The sequence below is a fragment of the Actinoplanes sp. NPDC051861 genome, assembly GCF_040681145.1.
Lineage (GTDB): Bacteria > Actinomycetota > Actinomycetes > Mycobacteriales > Micromonosporaceae > Actinoplanes.
In genome coordinates, this window is sequence record NZ_JBFAYE010000005.1 from 10,565 (window position 1) to 34,173 (window position 23,609).

Sequence of the window (23,609 nt, forward strand, 5' to 3'; positions counted from 1 at the left end):
CGTCTGCTCAATTCCGGCCCGGTCCGGCCGACCCTCAGACCAATGACCAGTGTGCTGCTGTCCGCCGCCATCGCGGTGTACTCCGTGATCGCCGTCGCCGCCAACCTGGCCGGTCCGCGCGAACCGCTGCTGCTGTTATGGCTCGCCGCGCCGCTGTCCACGGTCATCCCCGCGGTGATCGCGACCCGCATCGTCCTGACCCCGCGCTTCCCCCGGCCGACCCGGCGGTTCTGGGCGCACCTGGCCGGCTGCGCCGCGCTGTGCGGCGTCGCCGCGGTCATGAACATCGTCGACGCGATCGGCGGCGAGGAACCGACCCAGGTCCTGTCGCCGTGGACCGTCGCCGTCTACGGCGTCGCCGTGCTGGTGCTGCTGGTCGGGATGTTCCGGCTGCCCCTGGACGCCTCCGGGCGCGGGGACCGGCTGCGCGTCGCGCTCGACGGCGGCACCGTGCTGCTGGCCGCGACGGTCTTCATGTGGCAGTTCGTCAGCGCGCCCATGCTCGAGGCCTCCGGCTACCACGCCACGCAACTCATCGCGGTCGGCTTCACCCTGGTCCTGGAACTGGTCACGGTGTTCGCGATCGTCAAGGTCGCCATCGCCGGGCGCGCCTACGTAGCGGCCCCGGCCCTGCGGCTGTTCGCGATCGGCCTGATCATCGGCGTTCTGAGCGGCGTCGTGCAGGGTCTCACCGTCGACCGGCCGCATCTGAGCACGGCACAGTTCGTCATCCCGATCGTCATGATCTGCGCGACCGCCGCCGCCGAGGCCCAGCTGCGCGCCACACCCGCCCCGCCACGGCGCAGCACGGCCAGCCAGCGCTCGTACAGCGTGCTCCCCTACCTCGCGATCGCCGGCGTCGACGCCGTACTCATCTGCGTGGCCTGGCCGCACGCGGACCTGCGGGTCGTCCTCTGCGCGGCGGTGGCGCTGGCCGCCATGGTCGTCTCGCGGCAGATCACCACGATGCGGGAGAACGCCGAACTGGTCGACCGCCTCGACCACAGCTCGACACACGACCCGCTCACCGGCCTGCCGAACCGGGCGCTGTTCAACGAACGCCTGGCCGCCGCCATCGCGCACGGCCCGGCCGCCGTGGCGCTGATCGACCTGGACGACTTCAAGACCGTCAACGACACCCTCGGCCACGGCGCCGGCGACCTCCTGCTCGTCAGCGTCGCGCAGCGGCTGAGCGAGTCGGTCCGGCCGCAGGACACGGTGGCGCGTCTGGGCGGCGACGAGTTCGTGGTGCTGCTGGTGGGCGTCGGCGCGGACGAGGCGTCGCGCACCGCTCAGCGGATGATCGGCGCGCTGGCCGCGCCGGTGCTCGCCGGTGGGCATGAGCTGCTGGCCAGGGCGAGCATCGGCCTGGCCGACAACCACGACGGTGGAGACGCGGGCGAGATGCTGCGGCAGGCGGACATAGCGATGTACGCGGCAAAGCACGGCGGCGGCAGCGACGTCCAGTGCTACACGCCCGGGATGGCCGGAGCGGTCGCCCACACCGCGGCTCTCGGCGCCGAACTGGAGGACGCCATCGCGGACGGCCGGATGGTGCTGGAGTACCAGCCGATCGTCGAACTCGACGGCACCCTGATCGGCGCCGAGGCACTGGTGCGCTGGCAGCACCCGGAACGCGGAACGCTGCCGCCCGCCGAGTTCGTTCCGGTCGCCGAGCGAACCGGCGCGATCGTGCCGCTCGGCGAGTGGGTTCTGCGGACCGCGTGCACCGAGCTGGGACCCCTGACCCCGGTCGCGATCAGCGTGAACGTGTCGGCGCGCGAACTCTCGTCGCCCGGTTTCGCGGAGCGGGTCACCCGCGTACTGGAGGAGACCGGCGTACCACCGCACCGCCTGACCCTCGAGATCACCGAAAGCGCGGCCGGCACCGTCGCGCCGCTGTCGGAGTTGCGGCGTCGTGGCGTACGCATCGCTCTTGACGACTTCGGCACCGGGACGTCCTCACTCACCCTGCTCCACGCCCTGCCGCTGGACCGGGTGAAGCTGGACAGCTCGTTCCTGCACGGCGCCGCCGGTGTGCTGGCCCTTGCCGCCGCCTCCGGCCTGGAGGTCGTCGCCGAACGCGTCGAGACCGCGGCCCAGGCGACCCGGCTGGCCGAACTCGGCTGCCACGCCGCGCAGGGCTTCCACTTCGCCCCGCCGATGCCGGCCTCCGCGATCACCGCCCTGGCAGCACCTAGTCTGTCGCGGTGATCGATGAAGAACGGGAACGCCGCGCAGAGCGCCTGAAGGAACGCGTCTACATCACCTTCACGGCCCTCGCGGTCGTGCTGGCGCTGCGCTCACACCACGCCAGCGCCGAGGAGGCCGGCCTGACCCTGCTGATCGCCGTCGCCGGCACCCTGCTCGCGGTCTTCGTCGCCGATGTCGTGTCCCACATCGCCGTGCACGCCGCCCTGCCGATGCGCACGGAACTGCGCCACATGCTCGCCGTCGTGTTCGGCGCGCTCGGCTCCCTGGTTTTCCCGTTCGTCTTCATCGTGCTGGCCCTCGGCGACATGTGGCCGATCGAGAAGTCACTGCGCGCCGCCTCGATAGCCCTGGTAGCCGCCCTCGTCGCGATCGGCTACGCCGCCGTCCGCCGGGTCCGCCTGCCGCTGTGGCAGAAGCTGATCGTGCTGTTCGCGGAGTTCGCCCTGGGCGTGGCGGTGGTCGGCCTGGAGCTACTGGCTCACGGCGCCTGACCGGCTGGTGCGGCTCTGGCGATACTCCAGGGCGGGCGGGGTCTCCTCGTACTGCAGCAGGTTGCCGGTGAGCTCCATGAGATGTTGTTTCACCTCGGCGGGGCTGGCGTAGAAGAACTCCCGCCTCTGGTTGATCAGATTGACCCGGCGGGCGGCGAGCCGGGCATGCATCTGCGCCTCGATGCCGACAGCGTCGTCGGAGAAGAACAGCGCGTGCACGTCGAAGGTGAACGGAACCGACGCGTCGCCGAGTTCGCGCACCCGGTCCATCGGATCGAGGCGCCGGGTCATCCCGACCTTCACCATGTTCTCGCCGAACGCGCCGATGTTCGAGATGACGTAGACGTAGCCGGCCCGTACGTTCGCGGCCCGGTAGTCGACGTCCTGGATCGCGGTGTCGATCTGCGCCAGCCGTTCCTGAAGCTGCGCGGCGCCCGCCACGTCGCCGTTGGCCTGGAGCGCGGCCAGGGCATTCGTGTAGTGCTGCCGTTCCTTCTCCAGGCGCTCCCGCTCCTTCTCGATCTCCTGCTGGATCCGGCGCTCCTCCCGCAGCCGGGCCTTCTCCTCCCGGTCGCGCTCCCGCTCCTGCGCGACCTTCTCCTGGAAGTCGGCGGTCAGGCCCAGTTCCCGTACGCGTAACCGGTGGTACTCCTCGGTGATCTGGATGTCCATCGTCTTGCCCAGCCGGGCGATGGTCGCCGCGACCCTGCCCAGCCTGTCCACCGCCGCCTCCAGCTTGTACGGCTTGAGGGTCCGGACCAGGTTGTCGGCCTCGGCGTTGTACGCGCGCAGCATCAGCTTCGAGTAGTCCCGGAGCATCGTGCGGCCCTGCGCCGACGAACCGTTGACGGTCCAGCCGCTCGCGGCTTTCACCGCACCTCCGTCAACCTTGGCCATCGCCTTGATCTGTTCCTGGAGCTGGGCCAGAGCGCTCTGGTAAGCGACGGCGTCGCTGAGCGGGTGCTGGTACTGGTAGACGCCGGCCTCCTGCAGCAGCGCCGTCTCCTCGGTGACGACCACCTCCCGGCGCAGCTCGTCGAGCTTGGCATTCAGGGCGGCCTGTTCGGCATGCGCGGCGGTGACGCGGTCGGTGATCTCGCGGTTGAGCCGGTGGCGGTAGTCCTCGAGCTCACGGACTGAGAAGGCGCCCAGGCGGTTCATCTCGGCTCGAAGCTGGCCGTTGTCGGCGCGGAGGCGGTCGATCTCGGCTCGCAGCTCGCTGAGTTCGGCAGCGAGCTCACGGGCTCTTCCACGGGCACCGAAGAACGGGATCTCCGGACCGGGCGCGGTCTGAGCAGGCTGGGGTGGCAACGGCGCCGGTGTGTCTTCCACCCACAGCTGCCAGCCCGGTGGCAGCGGGCCCCAGGTGGGATCGGGGATCCATCCGGTCGGGGGTGTCCAGCCGACGGGCGGGGTGGGCCAGTTCGGCGGGGCCTGGAAGCGGAGGCTCACGTCAGAGCGGGGGCGCTCGAACCCAGCGGTGGAAGTCGGCGCGACGGCTGGCGGAACCACGGGCACAGCGGCAGAGGCGGTCACCACCGGCGCGGCGGGAACCGGTACCGCGCGAATCGGCACGGCCGGGGCAGGCGCGGCGGGGGCTTCGGGGGTCAGCCAGCTCTCGGAGAGGTCGTGGGCGCGTGCGGTATACAGGACGACCTCGGCCTTCAGCCGGTTGCCCTTGACGACGGCACGGGTGGCTGTGACCAGTTCCCGCTCGGCGAGATGGCGGATCGCCGGGAGCATGTCGCCGCTCATCTTCGGGCTGAGCAGGCCGACGCGGGTGCCGTCGACACGTACCTCGACGACGGTGCGTGAGCTGCGCGGCAGCTGTTCGGTGAGCTCGTGCAGCGTCGCGTGGACCCAGCACTCGCCCTCGGGGCGCAGCCACGGCGTCAGCGCGTCCAGGTGCTTGTCCTCGCCGGTCACCTGGATCGCGTGGCCCACGGGCAGCAGCCGATACGGAACTCCGGGCGGCTGGTTGCCGGGCACGATCATGTGGGGTTCGGCGAGTTCGAGCCGGACGGAGGCGTTGGCGCCGCCGCGTGCGGCAGCCCAGACCCGTGCGGACACCTGTGGGGTCCAGCCCTTGGCCATCAGCGCCGAGAGGACGGGCGCGTAGCGGGCCGCCTCCTGGCGGGACAGGTAGCCGAGTTGCCGGGAGCCCGCCCACACGCCGACCGCGTTGCGGTCATGCTTGTTCATGGCCTCGGGAAGCAACTGCACCGTCACCGTCATCTCGGACCCGTCCGGCTGAAGGCCCGGACCGAACAGCGCTCTGATGGACGTCGCGTAGTGGGATTCACCCACGACGTCCATGGAGGCCCAGCCCCGTTGGCCCCACAGATCGAACGGCAGAGACATGGCGGTCACCGTACGGCGGATCCAGCACAGTGGACGCTCATCCGGTCGGGCGGACTGGGAGGGTAGATCAGCGGGCCGCCCTCAGCCGTCCGGCAGTGGTCAGGTCAGCTCCAGCACGTACGAATCCCCGCGCCGCTGGAACCCCAGCCGCCCGTAATAGGGCGCCCGCATCCCCGGCGGCGTGATCACCGTGCGGCAGCCCCGCGAAGCGAAATACCGGCTCCTGCGGAACACGAACTCCCCGGGCGTCAGATCCCGGTACCGCTCCGTCACATAATCCAGATCAACCTGCGCCACCCCGTCCCCCGCCACGTGGAACACGACGAGCCCCACCACCTCGTCCCCGTTCACCACGACGAACGCCGCCGCTCCCGGGAGACCGAGGCCGCCGGAGTCGAACGACGGGTTGAAGCGCGCGATGTCGTCACCATGCGTCCGCAGCACGTGCGCCAGGAACTCGTCATCCGTCCCCACCTCGACGACCTGATACGCCTTGTCGTCGTGGCGCGTGGCCAGCATCCGCCACAGATACCAGACGTTGATCACCGCGAGGACGACGTTCAGCCCCACCATCGGCCACACCCCGACGGCCGCGTTGAAGCCGATCAGCACCACGCAGCCGACCAGGTTCAGCGCGCGCAGACGAAGCAGCCGGCTCTGCAGCAGCGACCAGACGAGCAGTGCCGATCCGGCCCAGCCGATGAGATCGAGGGGTTCCACCGGGTCAGCGTAAGGCGACCCGTACCGTCCTCCGCCGCAGGCCCGGGTGCCGGGTCTCCCACGCCTCGCGCACCCGCGACGGCAGATGCAGGTCGCGCCACACGCGGCGCAGCAGGGCCGGGTTGAGCAGGTCCTCGACCTCGCCGCAGTTCGCCGCCTCGCAGAGCACCTGCTCGTAGGCGTGCTTGCACTGGGTGGGGTCCCCGAGGTCGTAGCGGCGCCGGCCGGCGTGCCCGGCGGCCATGTGATGCGGCACCTCGATGAGGCCGACGCTGTGACCGTGCAGGGAGTCGAGCCGGTCGGGAACGGACGGGGACCGGCTGGCGGCGCTGCGGTTCCTGCGGCCGTCGCGGGTGGCAACATACGGCATGCAGTTCAGGCTAGGCGCGCGGCAGAAGGGTCGTCTGATGAAAGCCCGGATCCACATCCACGACGTCGTCTCCGGCGAGTCGGTGCTCGTGCACACCAGCACCACCGTTCACTTCGAGGCGCCCAACTGGTCCGCCCGCGGCGATCTGATCCTCAACGGGGACGGCCTGCTGTGGAGCCTGCCCGCCGACGGTTCGGCGCCGCCCCGGCAGATACCGCTCGACGGCGTCCCCGAGCTGAACAACGACCACGTGCTCGCCCCGAACGACAGAATCTTCCTCTCCGCGAACGACGGCCACATCTACGAGGCGCCGCTCAGCGGTGGTTCAGCGCGCCGGATCACGCACGAGGACCGGATGCACTTCCTGCACGGGGTGAGCCCGGACGGTTCGACTCTCGCCTACGTCGGCATCGAGCAGCAGCGCTGGGACGCGGGCAGCCTCTTGACCATCAGCAGCGACGGTGGTCCGTCGACGCGGCTCACCGAAGCGGACGGCGGTCCGGACGACGGCCCCGAATACTCGCCGGACGGCACCTGGATCTACTTCAACACCGAGCGTTTCTCCCCGAACGCGCAGATCGCCCGGATCCGCCCGGACGGCACCGGCATGGAGCAGTTGACTGTCGACGACCGGGTCAACTGGTTCCCGCATCTCACCGCGGACGGCAGCCGGGCGGTCCACCTCAGCTATCCGCCGGGCACGCGGGGTCATCCGGCCGATCTTCCGGTCGAGTTGCGCCTGGTCGAGGGCGATGCGTGGGCCGAGGCGCGCACGATCGTCACGCTGCGGGGCGGCCAGGGCACGATCAATGTCAACAGTTGGTCACCCGATTGCCAGCATTTCGCCTACGTCGACTATCTGCCGTAAAAAGCCTATTTCGTACGCTAAATCGTGCTCTGCCGCTCCTAGACCCGCGACCACCCGCGGAACCATGCCGCAGCGCGCCTCTCGCGCCCAGTCAGTGGTCACCGGATGCGCGCGGGCGGCACGACGCCGCCCGCGCACACCGGGGTCACACGCTGGTGCAGACGGTGCCGTTGAGCGTGAACACCGTAGGCAGCACGTTCGGCCCGCTGTAGGAACCCACGAACCCGACACTCGCGGTAGCGCCGGGCGCCAGGCTGCCGTCGCTGGTCACCCGGACCGTGCGGCCGCTCTGCTCCCAGGTGGCGCTCCACCCGCTGCTGACGCTCTGCCATCCGGTGGGCCAGGTGAACGCGAGCGTCCACCCGCTGACCGCACCGGCCGCGTTGTTGGTGATGTCGATCGAGCCGACGTAGCCGTTGCCCCAGTCGTTGACGTCCCGGAACTTCACCGTGCAACCCGCGCCCGCCGGGGTACCGGTGGTGAAGGTCAGCGGCGGCGAGGGCGGCGACAGCCGCCCGGCACCGTCACGGACCAGGACGTTGACCGTGTAGCGGCGGCCCGGCTCCAGGTTCCGGACGGTCAGCGACGTGCCCGTGGTCTCACCGAGCAGCTCGCTGATGCCACCGTTCTGCCGGTACACCTCGTACTTGACGCCCGCGGCGGTGGCCGCCCACGAGATCGTCGCCGTGCGGTCGGTGACGGTCGCGGACGGCTGGGCCGGCGCCTTGGGCTTGGCCTCGGCCCGGGCCGGCTTCAGCGTGACCAGCGTCAGCGAATAGGGTGCCAGCGTCTGCGCGGCCGACGTACCGGCCGGTCCGCTCGTCACCGACGTGTCCCCGTTGGCGAACGTCGCGACGGTGGGCGCACCCGCGGCCGCCGTGAAGCCCTGGTAGTTCAGCGCCACCGAGTGCGAGGCGTCCGGGTCCTTGTTGATCAGCAGGACCGCCACGTCACCGTTGGCCCGGCGCACGGCGTGGGCGCTGACGAGCGCGTTGTCGCTGCCCGTGCCGACGAACTGGTCTCCCGTGTGGGCGAGGTCGCCGACGAGCGACAGGGCGTGGTACGGCGCGAACGGCGTGTTCAGCGGCGGTTCGCAGACCGAGCCGTCGTCCGTGCAGTTCCCGCTGGACAGCAGCCCGTAGTCGCCGTAGTCGGTCTGCCCGGCGACCGTGGAGACCGTGCCGAGGCCGTTGTGCACGTTCCACCACTGGACCGTGAACACACCCTGGGCCAGCAGCCCGCTGTACACGTCGGCCAGGAACAGCGCGCCGGGCTGTGTGTTGCGGCCGGCCTCGACGTTTGTCTCGGTCATGCTGATCCCGATCCGGCTCGCGCTCGCGCCCGCGTACGCATTGATCTGCTGCCGCAGCAAATGCACCGCGTCTTGGATGTGAGCCGGCTTGGTCAGCGCCTCCGCGGGCGTCGCACCGCCGGGGTACCAGTGCACGTCGACGAAGTCGATCGCCGACCCGGCGCGGGTGAGCACCTCCTGGTTCCACGTGCCCGCGTCACCCGGCCCGACGATGCCGTCCGGCCAGTTGCCCGGCATGGTCAGCACCGCGCCGACCTTGATCGTCGGATCCACTGCCTTCATGGCCTGCGAGTACGCCACCACGTTCGCCGCGTACTCCTTGGGGCTCTTGTCGGCGTGCTCGTCCGCCTCCCACGCCGCGCCGTAGTGCCCGTTGCCGTAGTTCTCGTTGCCGATGGTCCAGAACTTGGCGCCGTACCTCTTGGTGACGTTGGCGTACCGGACCCACTCGGCCGCCTCCTGCGCGGTCCCGGTCCCGTAGTTCGCGATGATCATCGGCTGGGCGCCGGTCCGCTGGGCGCCGGCCATGAACGTGTCGAAGTCGGTGTTCGGCGCGACGTAGCCGCCGGGAGCGGTGTGATCCTCCCAGTGGTAGATGTCGGCGTACGAGCCACCGGGATACCGCAGCATCTGTACCCCGGCGTCCTTGAGCAGGTCGGCGACCGCCGGCGTGCCGAGCTGCGAGTCCCAGATGGCGTGGTTGATGCCGAGCGCGGCGTCGCCGACGGTGGCCAGGCCGGCCCGCACGTCGACGTCGATCCGGGTGTCGGCGGCGGGCGCCGCGGCCTGTGCGCCGGGTGGCGCCGCGGAGACGACGGCGGCCACAGCGAGCAGGACGGTGCTCGCTAGGGCGCGCCGCGTAAACGGAGTGTGCACGAGAGCCTCCATGGGGCGAAGGTTGGGAGCGCTCCCATGGTCGCCTCGGAAGTGAACTATGTCAATGAAGTGAACCGGCCGCGGTGCAGCGCCTGCATCTCCGCCGCCAGCTCCGGAACCGGCCCCTCGACGACCGCACCCGGCACCACCACCCCGATCGGCAGCGCCGCCACCGGACCGGCCGGCACACCCCACTCCGCCAGCCACGCCGCGAGCTGGGCACTCGACACCGCGTACACGATCCGCCCCAGCCCCACCCACCCGTGGCCGGCCGCGCACATCGGACAGTGCTCACCCGAGGTGTACACCGTCGCCTCCGCCCGCTCCTCCGGGCTCAGATTCGCCACCGCCCACTGCGAGATCGCAAACTCCGGATGCCGGGTCTCATCCCCACCCTTGACCCGATTCCGATCCTCGAACAACACCACCCCGTCCCCCGACACCAGCACCGACCCGAACGGCTCATCGCCGTCGAGCAGAGCCTCACGCGCCAGATCAACGCACCGCCGCAGATATGTCAGATCGCTCTCGGTGACAGCCATGGCCGTAGTCCTACCACGTAGACCCGTGTGTGGATTTCGGCCCTCCTGCGCACCCCAACTCCACACGAAAGGTTTTGGAGGGAGGGCGGACCGCAGGGCCTACGATGTGCGGGGTGACGAGGTCGTTCGCGGAGACGTTCGCGCAGCTGTTGAAGGCACGGTTCCCGGTGCTCTATCTGGAGACCTATGAGGAACAGCGTGCGCTGCACCACCTCGCGACCATCGCCGGCCACGGTGAGCTCGTACGCGTACCCCGCGCGGTCTGGACCTGGTCTCTGACCGCGGGCCTGACCCAGCCGAACGGTGAGGCCCGCTCCGGCGCCCAGCGCGCCACCGACGCGCTGAAGGCGGTGCAGCGCATCGACGAGCCGGCCGTGTTCGTCTTCCGGGACCTGCATCCGCTGTTCGCGCAGAGCGTCGAGGTGGTCCGGCTGGTGCGCGACATCGCGCAGGCGTTCCGGGCCGGGCGCAGCCCGCGGACCCTGGTGCTGCTCTCGCCGGTGCTGGAGTTGCCGGTCGAGTTGAGCAAGGACGTCACGATCGTCGACTTCCCGCTGCCCGGGCCGATGGAGTTGCGCGGGCTGCTCGACGCGATGGTCCGGTCGAACGGGGCGTCCGGCCGGCTGCAGGTGACGCTCGACGAGCCGGGGCGGGAGCGGTTCGTCACGGCGGCGGCCGGGCTGACCATGCAGGAGGCGGAGAACGCGTACGCCCGCGCGATGGTCAACGACGCGGTGCTCGACCTCGAGGACCTGGAGATCGTCCACGACGAGAAGAGCCAGACGGTACGCAAGTCCGGCGTGCTGGAGTTCATCACCGCCGGCACCGTGCTCGACGACGTCGGCGGTCTCGGGAACCTGAAGTCGTGGCTGGTCAAGCGCAACGGGTCGTGGCTGGACGAGGCCGCCGAGTACGGACTTCCGGCACCGCGGGGCGTGCTGATCACCGGTGTTCCCGGGTGCGGCAAGTCGCTGACGGCCAAGGCGGCGGCCACCGCGTGGAGCCTTCCGCTGCTGCGGTTCGACATCGGGCGGGTCTTCTCGGGACTGGTCGGGTCCAGTGAGCACAACATGCGTACGGCTCTGCGTACCGCGGAGGCGGTGGCACCCTGCGTGCTGTGGGTCGACGAGATCGAGAAGGGGTTCGCCGGCGGCACCGCCGGTGACTCCGGCACCGGCGCGCGGGTCTTCGGCACCTTCCTCACCTGGATGCAGGAGAAGCAGCGCCCGGTCTTCGTCATCGCGACCGCCAACGACTTCGACGGCCTGCCGCCGGAGCTGCTGCGCAAGGGCCGCTTCGACGAGACGTTCTTCGTCGACCTGCCGAGTCGCCCGGAGCGCGCCGCCGTGTGGCGGGTGCACCTGGCGCGGGCGATGCGGCATCCCCGGGCCGCCGGTGAGCTGCCGGTGGACGACGGGGTGCTCGACGAGCTGGCCGGGCTGACCGAGGGATACTCCGGCGCCGAAATCGAACAGGCAGTGGTCGCCGGCCTGTTCGACGCGTTCTCCGAGCGCCGCCCACTGCGCCGCGACGACCTGGTCCGCGCCGTGATGAGCATCGTGCCGCTCAGCGTCACCCAGGCCGAGCGCATCGACGGCCTGCGCGGCTGGGCCCGCAATCGTGCCGTTTCGGCGACCTCCGCCGACGATTGGGACCTCAGCAACCGGCCCGGTCCCCGCTAAGGTGATGGGTCGTGAGCATCTCCATTCTCCTGGTCCCGCTGGCGCTGGCCGGGGCCGCAGCCGTTCAGGCCGCCGCGGGCCGCAAGGCCGACGGGCAGCTGGTCTGCCAGGTGCAGACCCGCATGCGCGACGTGACCCTGCTGGAGGACGCGTTGCGCGACACCGGCGCGACGGTGACGGCCACGGGCGAGACGCTGAGCGCGGCGTGGGCGGCCGGCGCTGCCACGTTCACGCGCGGCGCCGACGGGATCTGGGCCGCGCACGTCACCGGCGTGGACCAGGCGGGCGCGGTCGAGTTGATGACCCGCGTCGACGCCGCGTACGGGCGGCGGGTCCAGCAGGCCGTTCTGGAGCGGTTGCGGGCGCAGGCACCGGCGGCGGGGCTGCGGCTGGAGTCCGAGTCGGTGGATCAGGACGCCAGTGTGCGGCTGGTGTTCGAGGTGGAGAGTGAGCGCGCATGACCGAGCGACCGCGGATCATCGTGACGGTGGGCCCGGACGGTCAGGTGCGCGCCGAGACGGTCGACCTGCTCGGCGAGAAGTGCCTGGACTACATCGCCGTCCTGGAGGACCTGGTCGGTGGCCAGGTCCGGCAGAGCGAGTTCACCGACGACTACCACCGGCAGGCGCAGACGACGAGGGAACGGAACATCGATCGTGACGTGGACCCCGCCTGACAAGGGGGCGCAGCCCGGTCCGCCACCGTTCCCACCGCCGTTTCCCGGTGGACAGTCCGGCTTCCAGCCGCCGGCCGCCTACACGCCGCCTCCGGCCTACGCGACGCCACCGGGTCAGAAGCCGGTCGGGCCGGCGCGGCTCTCCTGGCGGATCGCGCACAGCGCCTGGCTGATCACCCCGATCATCCCGTTCAGCTGTCTGTCCGCGGCCGGCTTCCTCTACGTCGGCGTCCGCATGCGACGGGTGTCGTGGTGCGTCGCCGGCGTCATCTACAGCGTCATCGGCAACGTCTGTTTCTTCCTCGGCTCCGCCGTGCCGGAGGGCTCGGTCGCCCAGAACCTGATCTACACGTTCATGTTCCTGATGTGGCCGATCAGCGTCGTGCACGCGTTCATCATCAACAACACCTGGCTGCGGTGGCGTGCCCAGCACGTGCCCTGGTACAACCAGCCCCAGCCGGTGGCGTTCACGCCGCCGCCGATGCCCACCGCCGCTCCCCTGCCGCCGCAGCTGCAGGACGTCGTCCCGCCGCCGCAGGAGTTCTACACGGCACCGCCGGCGTTGCTCGACGTCAACATGGCCGCCGAGCACGAGCTGGCGGCCCTGCCCGGCCTCGGTCCGCAGCGCGCCGCCCAGGTGATGGCCGCCCGTCAGGCGCGGGGCGGTTTCCTCGGCCTGCCCGAGTTCGCCGCCGTCGCCGGTCTGGCACCGCACGAGTTCGTGGCCATCCGCGACCGGCTGTCGTGCAATCCCCCACCGCCGCCTCCGGACGCGACGGAGCCGCCGCCGCCCGGACCGCCCGAGCCGCCGCCGTACGGCCGGATCGTCGATGTCTGAGCTGGTCCGGCTGGCCCGCTTCGTCGACCGGACCACCGCTGAGGGCCCCGGTGAGCGCACCGCCGTCTGGGTGCAGGGCTGTTCGATCCGCTGTCCCGGCTGCTTCAACCCGCACCTGTTCACCACGCGCGGCGGAACACCGGTCTCCCCCGCCGACCTCACCGCCCGGATCCTGGCCACCGGCACCGACGGCGTGACCCTGCTGGGCGGCGAGCCGTTCGACCAGGCCGCCGCACTGGCCGAGGTGGCCGCCGGCGTCAGAGAAGCGGGCCGGTCGGTGATGACGTTCACGGGCTACGAATACAACGATCTGAAGGCGGATCCCAGAGCGGCCGCCCTCCTGAAATCAACCGATTTATTGGTCACCGGACCGTTTCGTAACGACAAAATAGACAATATCCGGCCTTGGGTGGGCTCGACCAACCAGGAGTTCGTCTACCTGACCGACCGTATCCCCGCAGCACTGGACACCCCCGACCGTCTGGAGGTGACAGTCACCCCCGACGGCGAGGTGGCCGTCAACGGCTGGGCCGACCCGGACACCCTGGACGCGCTGCTCGACGGGCTCAGCCGACGTCGAGGGCGCCCAGCGAGTCGATAGCGCCCGACACCGGCCCGCTGATCCCGCAGTTCCCGCAGGTGAAGAGCTCCTCGGTGGTCCGCCAGCAGCCGAGTTGCCCGCACGGTCCACAGCGCACGTACGCCTCCCTGCCACACGCCGGGCACCCTCGATATCCCGGTGCGTAACCGAATCCACCCGTCACCGGGAGCCCACCGCCGCCGGACTCACCGATCGGCTCGGGCCCGCCCACCTCGACGATCTGCCACTCCTGCCCGGCCTGGCGAAACGTCGCCACCCGGGCCTGCCGGTCACCTGAGCAGTACATCGGCACCCACGCGGTTCTGGCGCGCTCATTCATAGGTAGAGCTTAAGAGACCTTGACAGGTATCACTCCCTGCCTGACCGTTGAGCGAGCGATGAGCGGGTGGTGGTGGCGGTGACTTCTTCCTGGTTTCGCAGGCGGGACCACAACATATTTCTGAACGCGTTCGTCTTCCTGATCTGCGGGCTGACGACAGGCCTCGTCGTGGCCGCCGCGGTCTTTCCGTACGCCGCGATGTCCGGCCTGGCGGCGAAGGCCGGCGAGCAGGCGTTCGCGAGCCTGCCCGGCGAACTCAAGGAATTCAAGTCACCGCAGGTGACCCGGGTGTACGCGGCGGACGACAAGACGCAGATAACGCAGTTCTACGACGAGTTCCGCAGCGACATTCCGCTGGCGCAGATCTCGCAGTCGATGCGTGACGCGATGCTGGCGGCCGAGGACCGCAGCTTCTACGACCACAACGGTGTCGACCTCAAGGGTGTGGCGCGGGCTCTGGTCAACAACAAGAACGGCGGGGCGAAACAGGGCGCCTCGACCATCACCATGCAGTGGGTGCGGATGTCGCTGGCCTATTCGGCGACCAGCCCGCACGACGTGGTGGAGGCCACCCAGGACACTCCGAAGCGCAAGTTCACCGAGATGAAGTACGCGCTCGAACTCGAGAAGCAGCTCGACAAGGACCAGATCCTCGAGCGCTATCTGAACATCGTGCCGTTCGGCAAGCAGACGTACGGGATCTTCGCCGCGAGCCGGGTCTACTTCAACAAGCTGCCGAAGGACCTGACGATCGGCGAGTCGGCTCTGCTGGCGGCAATCGTGCGGGCGCCGTCCGGCTACGACCCGACCACCGCTGAGGGTTACGAGCGGGTCAAGGAGCGGCGGGACGCGTACGTCATCCCGGGCATGGTGGAGATGGGCGCGATCACCCAGGTCCAGGCGGACAAGGCGATCAAGGAGCCGATCCCGCGCAAGGTGCGGCCGATCAGCAACGGCTGCGTGTCGGTCGCCAGGAACAACTGGGGCTTCTTCTGCGACTACTTCTACCGGTGGTGGATGGGCCGGCAGGAGTTCGGGGCGACGGCGTACGACCGGGAGCGGCGGCTGAAGAGCGGCGGTTACCGGATCACCACGACGCTCGACGTGAAGGGGCAGAACCAGGCCCGCAAGCGGGTCTCCGAGCTGATCTCGGAGAAGAACAAGAACGCGCTGCTGGTTGCCGCGATCCAGCCGGGTACGGGCAAGGTCCGCATGCTCGCCACCAACCGCAAGTACAAGCTGGACGACCCGGAGAACCCGACGAACCCGCTCTCCTCCGACCCGCGCAAGGCGCGCAAGGGCGTGCACGCGTCGTACCCGAACACGGTCAACCCCCTGCTCACCGGCGGTGCGGACATCACCGGATACCAGGCCGGCTCGGTCATGAAGATCTTCACGATCATCGCCGCGCTGGAGAAGGGCTATCCGCTCGCGTACACGATCAAGACCGAGAAGCGGTACCGGTCGAAGTACATCATCAACTCCAGCAACGACTCGGCCTGTCCCGGCACGCACTTCTGGTGCCCGCAGAACTCCGGTGGCGGCGGCGAGGGCGTCTTCAACATGTGGACCGGGTTCGGCAGTTCGATCAACACGTACTTCGTGCCGCTGGAGGAACGGGTCGGCGCGGAGAACGTGGTCGACGCCGCGAAACGGTTCGGCATCCAGTTCCGTTCGTCGAAGGACGCGGAACTGGCCTCGGACGGGTACTCCCACCAGTGGGGCGCGTTCACTCTCGGCGTCTCGGCGACCACCCCGCTGGACATGGCGAACGCGTACGCCACCCTCGCCGGCGACGGCATGTACTGCCAGCCCACCCCGATCGAGCAGATCAGGGCCCGCGACGGCGAGAAGCTGGACGTCGGCAAGCCCAGCTGTACCCGGGCCACCAGCGAGAACGTGGCCCGCGCCGCGCTCGACGCGGCCCGCTGCCCGGTGGGTGACTCGTCGCGGCTGAGCAGCTGCGGCGGCGCGACCGCCCGGGCCACCCGCGGGATCGTCGGGCATCCGGTGTTCGGCAAGACCGGCACCACCGACCGTGACCGGACCGCGTCGCTGATCGCCGGCACCACGAAACTGGTCGTCGCCGGATACCTGGTCAACCCCGACTACCAGAACCACCCGGACCGGCTGCGCCACGACCAGGTCAACCCGGCCGTGATGCACACGCTCGCGGACTACATGGAGGGCCGGGAGAGGGTGCAGTTCCCCCGGCCGGAGAGCCGGAAGATCGCGTACGGCGACCAGCGCTCGATCCCCGACGTGACCTGTGACCCGCTCAGCAGCGCCCGCGCCCGGATCGACCGGGCCGGCTTCGACACGTCGATCGGCCGCGAGGTCGACTCGGAGTGCCCCAAGGGCACGGCAGCCGGCACCAACCCGAGCGGCCGCACCATCAAGGGCGGTGTGGTGATCATCGAGGTGAGCAACGGCAAGAACGAGGAGAAGGACCCGCCGATCATCACGCCCCCGATCATCACGCCACCGGGCCCACGACGATGAGCCTCTACGAGGCGGTCACCGACGTCTACGGCGACCTCCGGCTGATTCCGGTGCTGCAGCGCCTGCTGCGGCACACCGGCCGGCTCACCGGTTCGGTGGCCGGAAGCGTGTCGCTGATCGACGCCGGGCGGGGCTGTTACGTCAAGGCCGCCGAGTACGGCGCCCACTGCCAGCTGGGCAGCTCGTTTCCGCTGGAGGACGGCGCCACCGGCCGCGCGTTCGGCAGCCGCCGTCCGGTGGTGATCCCCGACTACGGCCAGATCCGCGCCGGTCATCTCGCCGCGGCCCATCCGGCGCGCCGGGGCCCGGCCGCCGCGGTGCCGATCTGGTGGCGCGACGACGTGATCGCCGTCAGCGTCGTCTTCGGTCCCGAGCCGGACGCGCTCACCACGCGGGGCATGGACGAGCTGGAGACGCTCTCCCAGTCGGCGGCCGCCGCGATCGTCAAGTCCGGGCGCCCGGTGGTCCTCCCGTTCCGGGTGGTGCCGAACCCGGCACCGTTCACGCCGCGCGAGGCCGAGGTCCTCGAGCTGCTGCGGCACGGCCTGACGTACCGGGAGATCGCCGGCCGGCTCGGCCTGTCGGCCAAGACCGTGGAGAAGCACGTCGGCGCGATCATGCGCAAGACCGGGTCCTCCAACCGGACCGCGGCGGTGGTCACGGCCATCGACAACGGCTGGGTGGGGACTTTCCCCCATACCGTACGGCGTACGCGCGGGACTTGACTGGCGGCATGCCCGTCGTCGCCACGAAGGACATCCTCGACCGCGCCCTCGCCGACCGGTACGGGGTGGCCGCCTTCAACATCGTCAACGACCTGACCACCGAGGCCGTCCTGGCCGCCGCCGCCGAGGAACACGCGCCGGTCATCCTGCAGACCTCGGTCAAGACCGTTCGCATGTACGGCCGCCCCCAGCTCTTCGACATCATCCGCACCTTCGCCGACCGGTCGCCCGTCCCCGTGGCCCTGCACCTCGACCACTGCCCCGACCGCGCGGTCATCGCCGACTGCCTGGCCGGCGGCTGGAACTCCGTGCTGTTCGACGCGCACGAGCTCGACGTCGCCGAGAACCTGCGCCAGACGATCGAGGTGGTCGCCGAGGCCCGCCGCGCCGGCGCGCACGTGGAGGGCGAGATCGAGGGCATCCAGGGTGTCGAGGACGACGTCGGCAGCGATTACGCCCCGATGGTGCAGAGCCTGGAGGTGGCGGTCGACTTCATCAAGCGCACCGGCGTCGACTGTTTCGCACCGGCCATCGGCAACGCGCACGGTCAGTACCGGCAGGCCCCGGTCCTCAACGCCCGCCGGGTCAGCGATCTGGTCGCCGCCACCGGGATACCGATGGCCCTGCACGGCGGCACCGGCCTCTCCGACGAGCAGTTCACCGACCTGATCGCCCGTGGCTGCGCGAAGGTCAACATCTCCACGGCGCTCAAGGAGTCGTACATGAGGTCGAGCCTGGAGTTCCTGCGCGAGGCCGGCAAGTGGGACCCGCCGTCGCTGTTCCGGCATCAGCGGTCCGCGGTCGTGGAGATGGCGCGACGGCACATCAGTCTCTTCGGCGGCTCCGGACGTGCGTGGTGACCGCGCTCGTTCTCGACTGCGACGGCGTGCTCGCCGACACGGAACGCCATGGGCATCTGCCGGCGTTCAACGCGACGTTCGAGAAGTTCGGGCTTCCGGTGCGGTGGAGCGAGGACGACTACGCGGAGAAGCTGAGGATCGGCGGCGGCAAGGAGCGGATGGCTTCGCTGTTCGACGATCCGGCCTTCGCGGCGGCGACCGGCGGCTCCGACCGTACCGATCAATTGCGGACCTGGCACCGCGCCAAGACGGACTTCTTCCTCCAACTGGTGGCGCAGGGCCGGATTCCGGCCCGTCCGGGCATTGCCCGGATCATCACCGATGCGCTCCAGGCAGGATGGACGGTCGCGGTCGCGTCGACTTCAGCAGCGGATTCGGTACGCGCGGTGCTCGCGAACGCCGTCGGAGGTGCCACCGCCGAGCGGGTCCCGGTGTTCGCCGGTGACATCGTGCCGGCCAAGAAACCCGACCCGGCGATCTATCGGCTGACGGTCGACCGGCTCGGCCTGGATCCCGCCGAGACCCTCGTCGTCGAGGACTCCCGCAACGGCCTGCTCGCCGCCACCCGCGCCGGGCTCGGCTGTCTGGTGACCGTCAACGGCTACACCCGTGACGAGGACTTCAGCGAGGCGCTGCTGGTCGTCTCCGAACTCGGTGACCCCGGCCGCCCGCCGGTCGACGTGCTGGCCGACCGGTGCGAGGCGCGCCCGGGGCCCTACCTCACCCTCGATGATCTGCGCGCCTGCCTGGAGGCACAGCGATGAGCGGCAACGCGTTACCCGGCGCCGAGCTGGTGGTCCGCACGATCGCCGAGACCGCGGTCGCCAACGAGAGGTACTTCGGTGACCTCGACGCCGTGGTCGGCGACGGAGACCTCGGCTATTCGCTGGCCCGAGGCTTCGAGAAGCTCATCGAGGGCTGGGACGAGATCGACCGCAGCGACGCCGGTACGTTCCTCAAACGCAGCGGCATGATCATCGCGTCCCGGGTGGGCGGCACCTCCGGCCCGCTGTGGGGCACCGCCTTCCTGCGCGCCGGTGCGACCGCCGGTGCCGCCGCCGACCTGACCGGCGAGCAGGTGGTGAAGATGCTGCGGGCGGCCATCGACGGGATCAAGGCGCGCGGCCGGTCCGACGTCGGCGACAAGACCCTGCTCGACGCGCTCGTGCCGATGACCGACTGCCTCGAGAAACAGTTCGCCGCGGGCGCCGGCGGCGAGGAGGCGTTACGCACGGCCGCCGCCGTCACGCGGGAGGCCGCCGAGGCGACGCTCGGCATGGTCGCCAAGCGGGGGCGCGCGGCGTACACCGGCGACCGCAGCAGGGATTCGGTCGACGCCGGCGCGGTCGCGGTGGCGGTGATGGTCGAGCGGATCAGCGAGACCTGGCAGACGAGAGGAGCGACGTCATGAAGAAGTTCGTCAACGACCCTAAGAACTACGTGGCCGAGATGCTCGAGGGCGTCGCGCTGGCCAACCCCGGAAAACTGAGGTACGTGCCCGCGTACAACCTCATCATGCGCACCGACGCACCCCGCGACGACAAGGTCTCCATCGTGCAGGGGTCGGGCTCGGGCCACGAACCGGCGCACGTGATGGCCGTCGGGCGCGGCATGCTCGACGCCGCCTGCCCCGGTGACGTCTTCGCCGCGCCGCCGATGGACTACGTCTACGAGACCGCGAAGCTGCTGAACTCACCCAAGGGTGTGCTGCTGCTGGTCAACAACTACACCGGCGACCGGATGGCCTTCGACATGGGTAAGGAGATGGCCGAGGCGGACGGAGTACGCGCCGAGATCCTCACGATCGACGACGACGTCGCGGTGCAGGACTCGACGTACACGGTCGGGCGCCGCGGTGTGGCCGGCAACTTCTTCGTGATCAAGTCGGTCGGTGCCGCCTCCGAGCAGGGCGCCGAGATGGACGAGCTGCTCCGGATCGGCCGCAAGGTCAACGACGTGACGCGTACGATCGGCGTCGCCCTGACCGCCTGCACCCCGCCGGCCAAGGGCTCGCCCCTGTTCGAGCTGGGCGCCGACGAGATCGAGTTCGGCGTGGGCATCCACGGCGAACCCGGCCGCGAACGCCGGAAGATCAAGGACGCCGACGCGATCGTCGACGACATGCTGCAGGCCGTCACGAGCGATCTGCCCTACCGCGCCGGCGATCAGGTGGCCCTCATGATCAACGGGCTGGGCGGCACCCCGATCAGCGAGTTGTACCTGCTCTACCGGCACGCGCACCGGCAACTGGCCGCCCGCGACATCACGGTCGCCCGCAGCTACGTGAACGAGTACTGCACCTCGCTCGACATGGCCGGCGCCTCCCTGACGCTGGTCCGCCTCGACGACGAGATCACCGGCCTCCTGGAGGCTCCCGCCGAAGCCGCCGTACGCGTCTTCTGATCGTTTCTGTGCCGCCGCCCGGCTCTCCTTCCGGGCGGCGGCGCACTGTCAGTTCTTGGCCGGCTTCACGGGCTTGGCCGGCTTCATCGGCTTGGCCGGCTTCACCGTCTTGACCGTCGTCTTCGCCGGGGCGAACTCCGGGCAGTTGGAGACGAACTCGCCGGACGACGCCATCTTCTCCTTGCCGAGCGTCTTCACCGAGGCCTTGGTGACGGCCTTGACGCCGCGCTCCTTCTGGAAGCCCTGCAGCGCGCTGCGGTACCACCCGTCGCCGTCGGAGTAGAGCACCAGCCGGACGCCGTCGATGTAGGCGCAGGCCGACTCGCCCTCACCCCAGCCCATGATGTGGTGCCCCCGGTACTGCTGGTAGAACCCCTTGTCCGGGGCCGGCGGAGGAGCCGACACCGGAGCCGGAGCCGGGTCCGCGGCGCTCGCCGAGCCCGCGGTGACGAGCAGCCCCGCAGCGGTGACCAGAACGGCGATCGAACGCCTGGCATTGCTTTTTCTCTGCATCGAGATCATCGCCCAACACGCTTATCGATATTTGCGGAATGACGCCTTGATACGTGGTAATGGTACCGCTCGGCGGAGGCCTCTGTTGCGGTTTCAACCAGCAACTGCGGGACTCGCGCGGCGACACGCCGTTGCCCGAACATCACTCGAAAGAATTGCTGCACCGTCACCCTGAGCAGCGCGAACAATGTCCGGCGGTCGCTCTTTCGGCGACATCCGCGCCCACCACGGGTGAATGCGGGAACCGCACGTTTGCGTTGTGATTCCATGTGCCCGCATCATCGGAAAAATTGTGGCCGCAATACCCGCTTCCCGATTTGAGGTTCTCCTATGGCCGACATCAAACGTCGTGACGTACTGCGTTACGGCGCAGCCGGAGCTGTGACAGCCTCCACCGCTTTGTTCGCAGCGCAAAGCCTGGCTTCCGCGGAGCCCTCGGCCCCCGAGGCCGCCGCACCGCCGCCGCCGGACCCGCGTGACTTCCTGAAGACCTATCGGGGCAAGCGGATCCGGGGCAAGTACATCAAGCGCGGCAGCGACGAGGTGTACATCAACGACAAGAAGCTGGCGATCACGCTGATCCAGACCCTGTTCCCGGCGACCGCCACCACGCCGGAACACGTGGGGTACGGCTACATCAGCGCGCTCAACCACTACGACCCGGTCGAGATCGACGAAACGCGTTACAAGGACGGCTTGCAACTGCTCGCCCAGAAGGTCTGCGACATCCTCGGCGACCTCGACATCAGTCCCGCGGCCGGCCAAGCCCACTACCACTGATCCGGCGAGAGCGAAAAGCGAAAGGCGAACCACCATGGCTGTCCGCAGAAACTTCACCACGATGAACCAGGCGGAGCGGGACCTGTTCACCCAGACCCTCCGCACCTTCAAGACCACGCCCGCCGCCAGTGGCCGGACGTACAACTGGTACATCGACCAGCACGTGACCTACTTCGCGCGCACTCCCGACAACATCAGTCACGCGCACCAGTCCCCGTCGTTCTTCCCGTGGCACCGTGAGTACCTGCGGCTGCTGGAACTCGACCTGCAGTCGGTGGCCAACAACACCAACCTGTTCATCCCGTACTGGGACTGGACGATCTCCACTTCGCCGTTCGTGGCGAACTTCCTCGGCACCACCGGCCCGTCCGTCTCCGGCAACTTCAGCCGGACCTGGGGCTGGTCGGTCTACCGCAGCAGCATCTCCACCAACAACCTGCAGCGCCGGGTGGGCCAGAACGCCTCCCGCCCGACCACCACGAACGTCAACACCGTTCAGAACAACTACGCGACCTACGACAACGCGCCGTGGAACTCGACGGTGTCCAACAGCTACCGCAACCGCAACGAGATCGAGCTGCACAACCGGGTGCACAACTATGTCGGCGGGCACATGGCGACCCGCGAGGCACCGAACGACCCGGCCTTCTGGCTGCACCACTGCAACATCGACCGGCTGTGGTGGCGCTGGCAGAGCGTCAACAACGGGAGCCGCATCAACGCCTACCGCCCGACGGGTGGCACCGCGAACGTCATCGACGTCAACGACACGATGCAGCCCTTCGGCCAGACCCCGGCCAGTGTCGCCAACAACGCCGACATCGGGGTCTCCTACGTGTGACGGACGGCCGTTGACCGGGAGTTTCTCCCGGTCAACGGCCTTTGCTCCGGTTATGTGCGGACGTGGTGTACCTTGCCGCATGGTCCACCGTCCGTCCATTTCGGGAGAGCGATGTCCACGAGCATGTCCCGTCGTCTGGCCCTCGGACTCGGCGCCGCCGCGGCGGTCGGCGTGAGCACCCCGGCCCACGCCACGCCATCCCGCCCCGCCGGTGTCCGGAAGGTGTACCAGCGCGAGAAGACCAGGGCCGGCGGCGTCTGGCACACCCACATCGCCGCGGTCGGCGCCGACGGTGCGCTCGAGGCGATCGTCGAGGACGACGCCGACCACGTCACCTACGGCTACAGCGTGCAGAAACTCGCCGTCGCCACCGCCGTGATGGACAAGATCGACCGTGGGCAGCTGACGCTCGGCACGAAGCTCGACCTGCCGGCCGACATCATCCTCGGCGGCTCCGGCATCTACCACCTGCACCGCGTCTGGGGCGACGAGATCACCGTCGGCAACTTCCTCACCGCGATGCTGCTGGTCTCCGACAACACCGCCGTACGCATGTGCGGCCGCGTCGTCCCCGCCCTGGAGATCAACGAGATCCTCGCCGCCAAGGGTTTCGTACACACCCGCGTCGAGCCGGTCGCCAACCCGAACCGCTTCTATCTGGGCACCACGACCCCGCGCGAGATGCACGACCTGCTCTGGCGGCTGGCCACCAAGACACTGCTCAAGCCGGAGTCCTGCGACTTCCTGCTGAGCGTCACCCGCTGGCTCAACGGCTACCACGACGGCGTCCGCCGCGTCATGTCCTCCCGCGAGCGCGAACGAGTCGCCACCAAGTACGGCGCCGACTTCAACGACCTCGGCGAGTCCCGCCACGAGGTCGGCATCATGTTCAGCGCCGACGGCGTGCCGCTGCTGACGTATGCGATGTTCGCCGAGGGCCTGGGCGACCCGGAGAACTACGGCGCCACCCACCCGGCGGTGCAGGCCCACGCCAAAATCGGCCGCGCCCTGTTCGACAACCTGCCACCGGTCCCGGAGACCCGCACCGCCCGGTCAGCGGTCCCCCGCTCCCTGCCGAAGCCCTTCCACCCGGTCAACGGAGGCTGACGCCCTAC

Annotated in this window: 24 protein-coding genes; 17 read left to right on the top strand and 7 right to left on the bottom strand. The window is 69.6% G+C overall.

Annotated features, from left to right (window positions below; genetic code table 11):
* The first annotated feature begins 42 nt into the window (after positions 1–42).
* Positions 43–2,214 carry a bifunctional diguanylate cyclase/phosphodiesterase gene (locus tag AB0M02_RS17010; protein WP_364227548.1) on the top strand — a complete coding sequence of 724 codons (2,172 nt, stop codon included), beginning with the start codon at positions 43–45 and terminating at the stop codon, positions 2,212–2,214.
* Positions 2,211–2,705 (top strand): hypothetical protein, encoded by a 495-nt coding sequence (locus tag AB0M02_RS17015; RefSeq protein ID WP_364227550.1) that lies wholly within the window; start codon positions 2,211–2,213, stop codon positions 2,703–2,705. Before AB0M02_RS17010 ends, AB0M02_RS17015 begins: the two co-directional genes overlap by 4 nt.
* On the opposite strand, the gene AB0M02_RS17020 is transcribed toward AB0M02_RS17015, so the two are convergent.
* The 3 genes from AB0M02_RS17020 to AB0M02_RS17030 form a co-directional block, all read right to left on the bottom strand.
* Positions 2,685–5,066, bottom strand: a complete 2,382-nt coding sequence (locus AB0M02_RS17020; protein WP_364227553.1) for a DUF4041 domain-containing protein — start codon at positions 5,064–5,066, stop codon at positions 2,685–2,687. The genes AB0M02_RS17015 and AB0M02_RS17020 overlap by 21 nt on opposite strands.
* A gap of 99 nt (positions 5,067–5,165) precedes the next feature.
* On the bottom strand, positions 5,166–5,786 hold the full coding sequence (locus AB0M02_RS17025; RefSeq protein ID WP_364227555.1) for a hypothetical protein: 621 nt from the start codon (positions 5,784–5,786) through the stop codon (positions 5,166–5,168).
* 4 nt (positions 5,787–5,790) lie between these two features.
* On the bottom strand, positions 5,791–6,156 hold the full coding sequence (locus AB0M02_RS17030) for a hypothetical protein (RefSeq protein ID WP_364227558.1): 366 nt from the start codon (positions 6,154–6,156) through the stop codon (positions 5,791–5,793).
* 37 nt (positions 6,157–6,193) lie between these two features.
* Here AB0M02_RS17030 and AB0M02_RS17035 point away from each other — a divergent pair, with 37 nt between their 5' ends.
* Positions 6,194–7,024, top strand: coding sequence for a hypothetical protein (locus AB0M02_RS17035; protein WP_364227561.1), 831 nt, complete (start codon positions 6,194–6,196; stop codon positions 7,022–7,024).
* Positions 7,025–7,169: 145 nt separating this feature from the next.
* Here the strand turns inward: AB0M02_RS17035 and AB0M02_RS17040 are convergent, their stop codons facing one another.
* Together AB0M02_RS17040 and AB0M02_RS17045 are read right to left on the bottom strand one after the other, a co-directional pair.
* On the bottom strand, positions 7,170–9,212 hold the full coding sequence (locus tag AB0M02_RS17040; RefSeq protein WP_364227564.1) for a cellulose binding domain-containing protein: 2,043 nt from the start codon (positions 9,210–9,212) through the stop codon (positions 7,170–7,172).
* A gap of 56 nt (positions 9,213–9,268) precedes the next feature.
* Positions 9,269–9,754 (bottom strand): nucleoside deaminase, encoded by a 486-nt coding sequence (locus tag AB0M02_RS17045; protein ID WP_364227567.1) that lies wholly within the window; start codon positions 9,752–9,754, stop codon positions 9,269–9,271.
* A 113-nt stretch (positions 9,755–9,867) separates the two neighbouring features.
* On the opposite strand from AB0M02_RS17045, the gene AB0M02_RS17050 reads away from it, so the two are divergent.
* From AB0M02_RS17050 to AB0M02_RS17070, 5 genes are read left to right on the top strand one after another with little or no spacing between them, the layout of a single operon-like run.
* Positions 9,868–11,436 carry an AAA family ATPase gene (locus tag AB0M02_RS17050; protein WP_364227570.1) on the top strand — a complete coding sequence of 523 codons (1,569 nt, stop codon included), beginning with the start codon at positions 9,868–9,870 and terminating at the stop codon, positions 11,434–11,436.
* Positions 11,437–11,447: 11 nt separating this feature from the next.
* Positions 11,448–11,897 (top strand): hypothetical protein, encoded by a 450-nt coding sequence (locus AB0M02_RS17055; protein ID WP_364227573.1) that lies wholly within the window; start codon positions 11,448–11,450, stop codon positions 11,895–11,897.
* The gene (locus tag AB0M02_RS17060) at positions 11,894–12,112 is read left to right on the top strand and encodes a DUF2997 domain-containing protein (RefSeq protein ID WP_364227575.1); all 219 of its coding nucleotides are present in this window, start codon (positions 11,894–11,896) and stop codon (positions 12,110–12,112) included. Before AB0M02_RS17055 ends, AB0M02_RS17060 begins: the two co-directional genes overlap by 4 nt.
* Positions 12,093–12,950 (top strand): helix-hairpin-helix domain-containing protein, encoded by an 858-nt coding sequence (locus AB0M02_RS17065; RefSeq protein WP_364227577.1) that lies wholly within the window; start codon positions 12,093–12,095, stop codon positions 12,948–12,950. Before AB0M02_RS17060 ends, AB0M02_RS17065 begins: the two co-directional genes overlap by 20 nt.
* The gene (locus AB0M02_RS17070; protein WP_364227579.1) at positions 12,943–13,551 is read left to right on the top strand and encodes a 4Fe-4S single cluster domain-containing protein; all 609 of its coding nucleotides are present in this window, start codon (positions 12,943–12,945) and stop codon (positions 13,549–13,551) included. The genes AB0M02_RS17065 and AB0M02_RS17070 overlap by 8 nt, the downstream gene beginning before the upstream one ends.
* Here AB0M02_RS17070 and AB0M02_RS17075 read toward each other — a convergent pair.
* Positions 13,517–13,870: a hypothetical protein gene (locus AB0M02_RS17075; RefSeq protein WP_364227581.1), complete on the bottom strand. Its 354-nt coding sequence runs from the start codon at positions 13,868–13,870 to the stop codon at positions 13,517–13,519. The genes AB0M02_RS17070 and AB0M02_RS17075 overlap by 35 nt on opposite strands.
* Positions 13,871–13,942: 72 nt before the next feature.
* Here AB0M02_RS17075 and AB0M02_RS17080 point away from each other — a divergent pair, with 72 nt between their 5' ends.
* From AB0M02_RS17080 to dhaK, 6 genes are read left to right on the top strand one after another with little or no spacing between them, the layout of a single operon-like run.
* On the top strand, positions 13,943–16,372 hold the full coding sequence (locus AB0M02_RS17080) for a transglycosylase domain-containing protein (protein WP_364227584.1): 2,430 nt from the start codon (positions 13,943–13,945) through the stop codon (positions 16,370–16,372).
* Positions 16,369–17,097: a LuxR C-terminal-related transcriptional regulator gene (locus AB0M02_RS17085; RefSeq protein WP_364227586.1), complete on the top strand. Its 729-nt coding sequence runs from the start codon at positions 16,369–16,371 to the stop codon at positions 17,095–17,097. The genes AB0M02_RS17080 and AB0M02_RS17085 overlap by 4 nt, the downstream gene beginning before the upstream one ends.
* A gap of 8 nt (positions 17,098–17,105) precedes the next feature.
* On the top strand, positions 17,106–17,957 hold the full coding sequence (locus AB0M02_RS17090; protein ID WP_364227589.1) for a class II fructose-bisphosphate aldolase: 852 nt from the start codon (positions 17,106–17,108) through the stop codon (positions 17,955–17,957).
* Positions 17,954–18,721: an HAD-IA family hydrolase gene (locus AB0M02_RS17095; RefSeq protein WP_364227592.1), complete on the top strand. Its 768-nt coding sequence runs from the start codon at positions 17,954–17,956 to the stop codon at positions 18,719–18,721. Before AB0M02_RS17090 ends, AB0M02_RS17095 begins: the two co-directional genes overlap by 4 nt.
* Entirely contained in the window at positions 18,718–19,368 is a 651-nt protein-coding gene (gene dhaL / locus AB0M02_RS17100) for a dihydroxyacetone kinase subunit DhaL (protein WP_364227595.1), read from the top strand. Before AB0M02_RS17095 ends, dhaL begins: the two co-directional genes overlap by 4 nt.
* Positions 19,365–20,360 (top strand): dihydroxyacetone kinase subunit DhaK, encoded by a 996-nt coding sequence (gene dhaK / locus AB0M02_RS17105; RefSeq protein ID WP_364227598.1) that lies wholly within the window; start codon positions 19,365–19,367, stop codon positions 20,358–20,360. Before dhaL ends, dhaK begins: the two co-directional genes overlap by 4 nt.
* Before the next feature lie 48 nt (positions 20,361–20,408).
* On the opposite strand, the gene AB0M02_RS17110 is transcribed toward dhaK, so the two are convergent.
* Positions 20,409–20,882: a tyrosinase family oxidase copper chaperone gene (locus AB0M02_RS17110; RefSeq protein WP_364227601.1), complete on the bottom strand. Its 474-nt coding sequence runs from the start codon at positions 20,880–20,882 to the stop codon at positions 20,409–20,411.
* Positions 20,883–21,203: 321 nt separating this feature from the next.
* Between AB0M02_RS17110 and AB0M02_RS17115 the strand changes: the two genes are divergently transcribed.
* The 3 genes from AB0M02_RS17115 to AB0M02_RS17125 all read left to right on the top strand — a co-directional run bounded on the left by AB0M02_RS17115 (position 21,204) and on the right by AB0M02_RS17125 (position 23,601).
* Positions 21,204–21,653, top strand: a complete 450-nt coding sequence (locus AB0M02_RS17115; RefSeq protein WP_364227603.1) for a tyrosinase family oxidase copper chaperone — start codon at positions 21,204–21,206, stop codon at positions 21,651–21,653.
* 34 nt (positions 21,654–21,687) lie between these two features.
* A complete protein-coding gene (locus AB0M02_RS17120) occupies positions 21,688–22,494 on the top strand; it encodes a tyrosinase family protein (RefSeq protein WP_364227606.1) in 807 nt (268 codons plus the stop codon).
* 111 nt (positions 22,495–22,605) lie between these two features.
* Positions 22,606–23,601 (top strand): serine hydrolase, encoded by a 996-nt coding sequence (locus AB0M02_RS17125; protein ID WP_364227609.1) that lies wholly within the window; start codon positions 22,606–22,608, stop codon positions 23,599–23,601.
* The last annotated feature ends 8 nt before the right edge of the window (positions 23,602–23,609 follow it).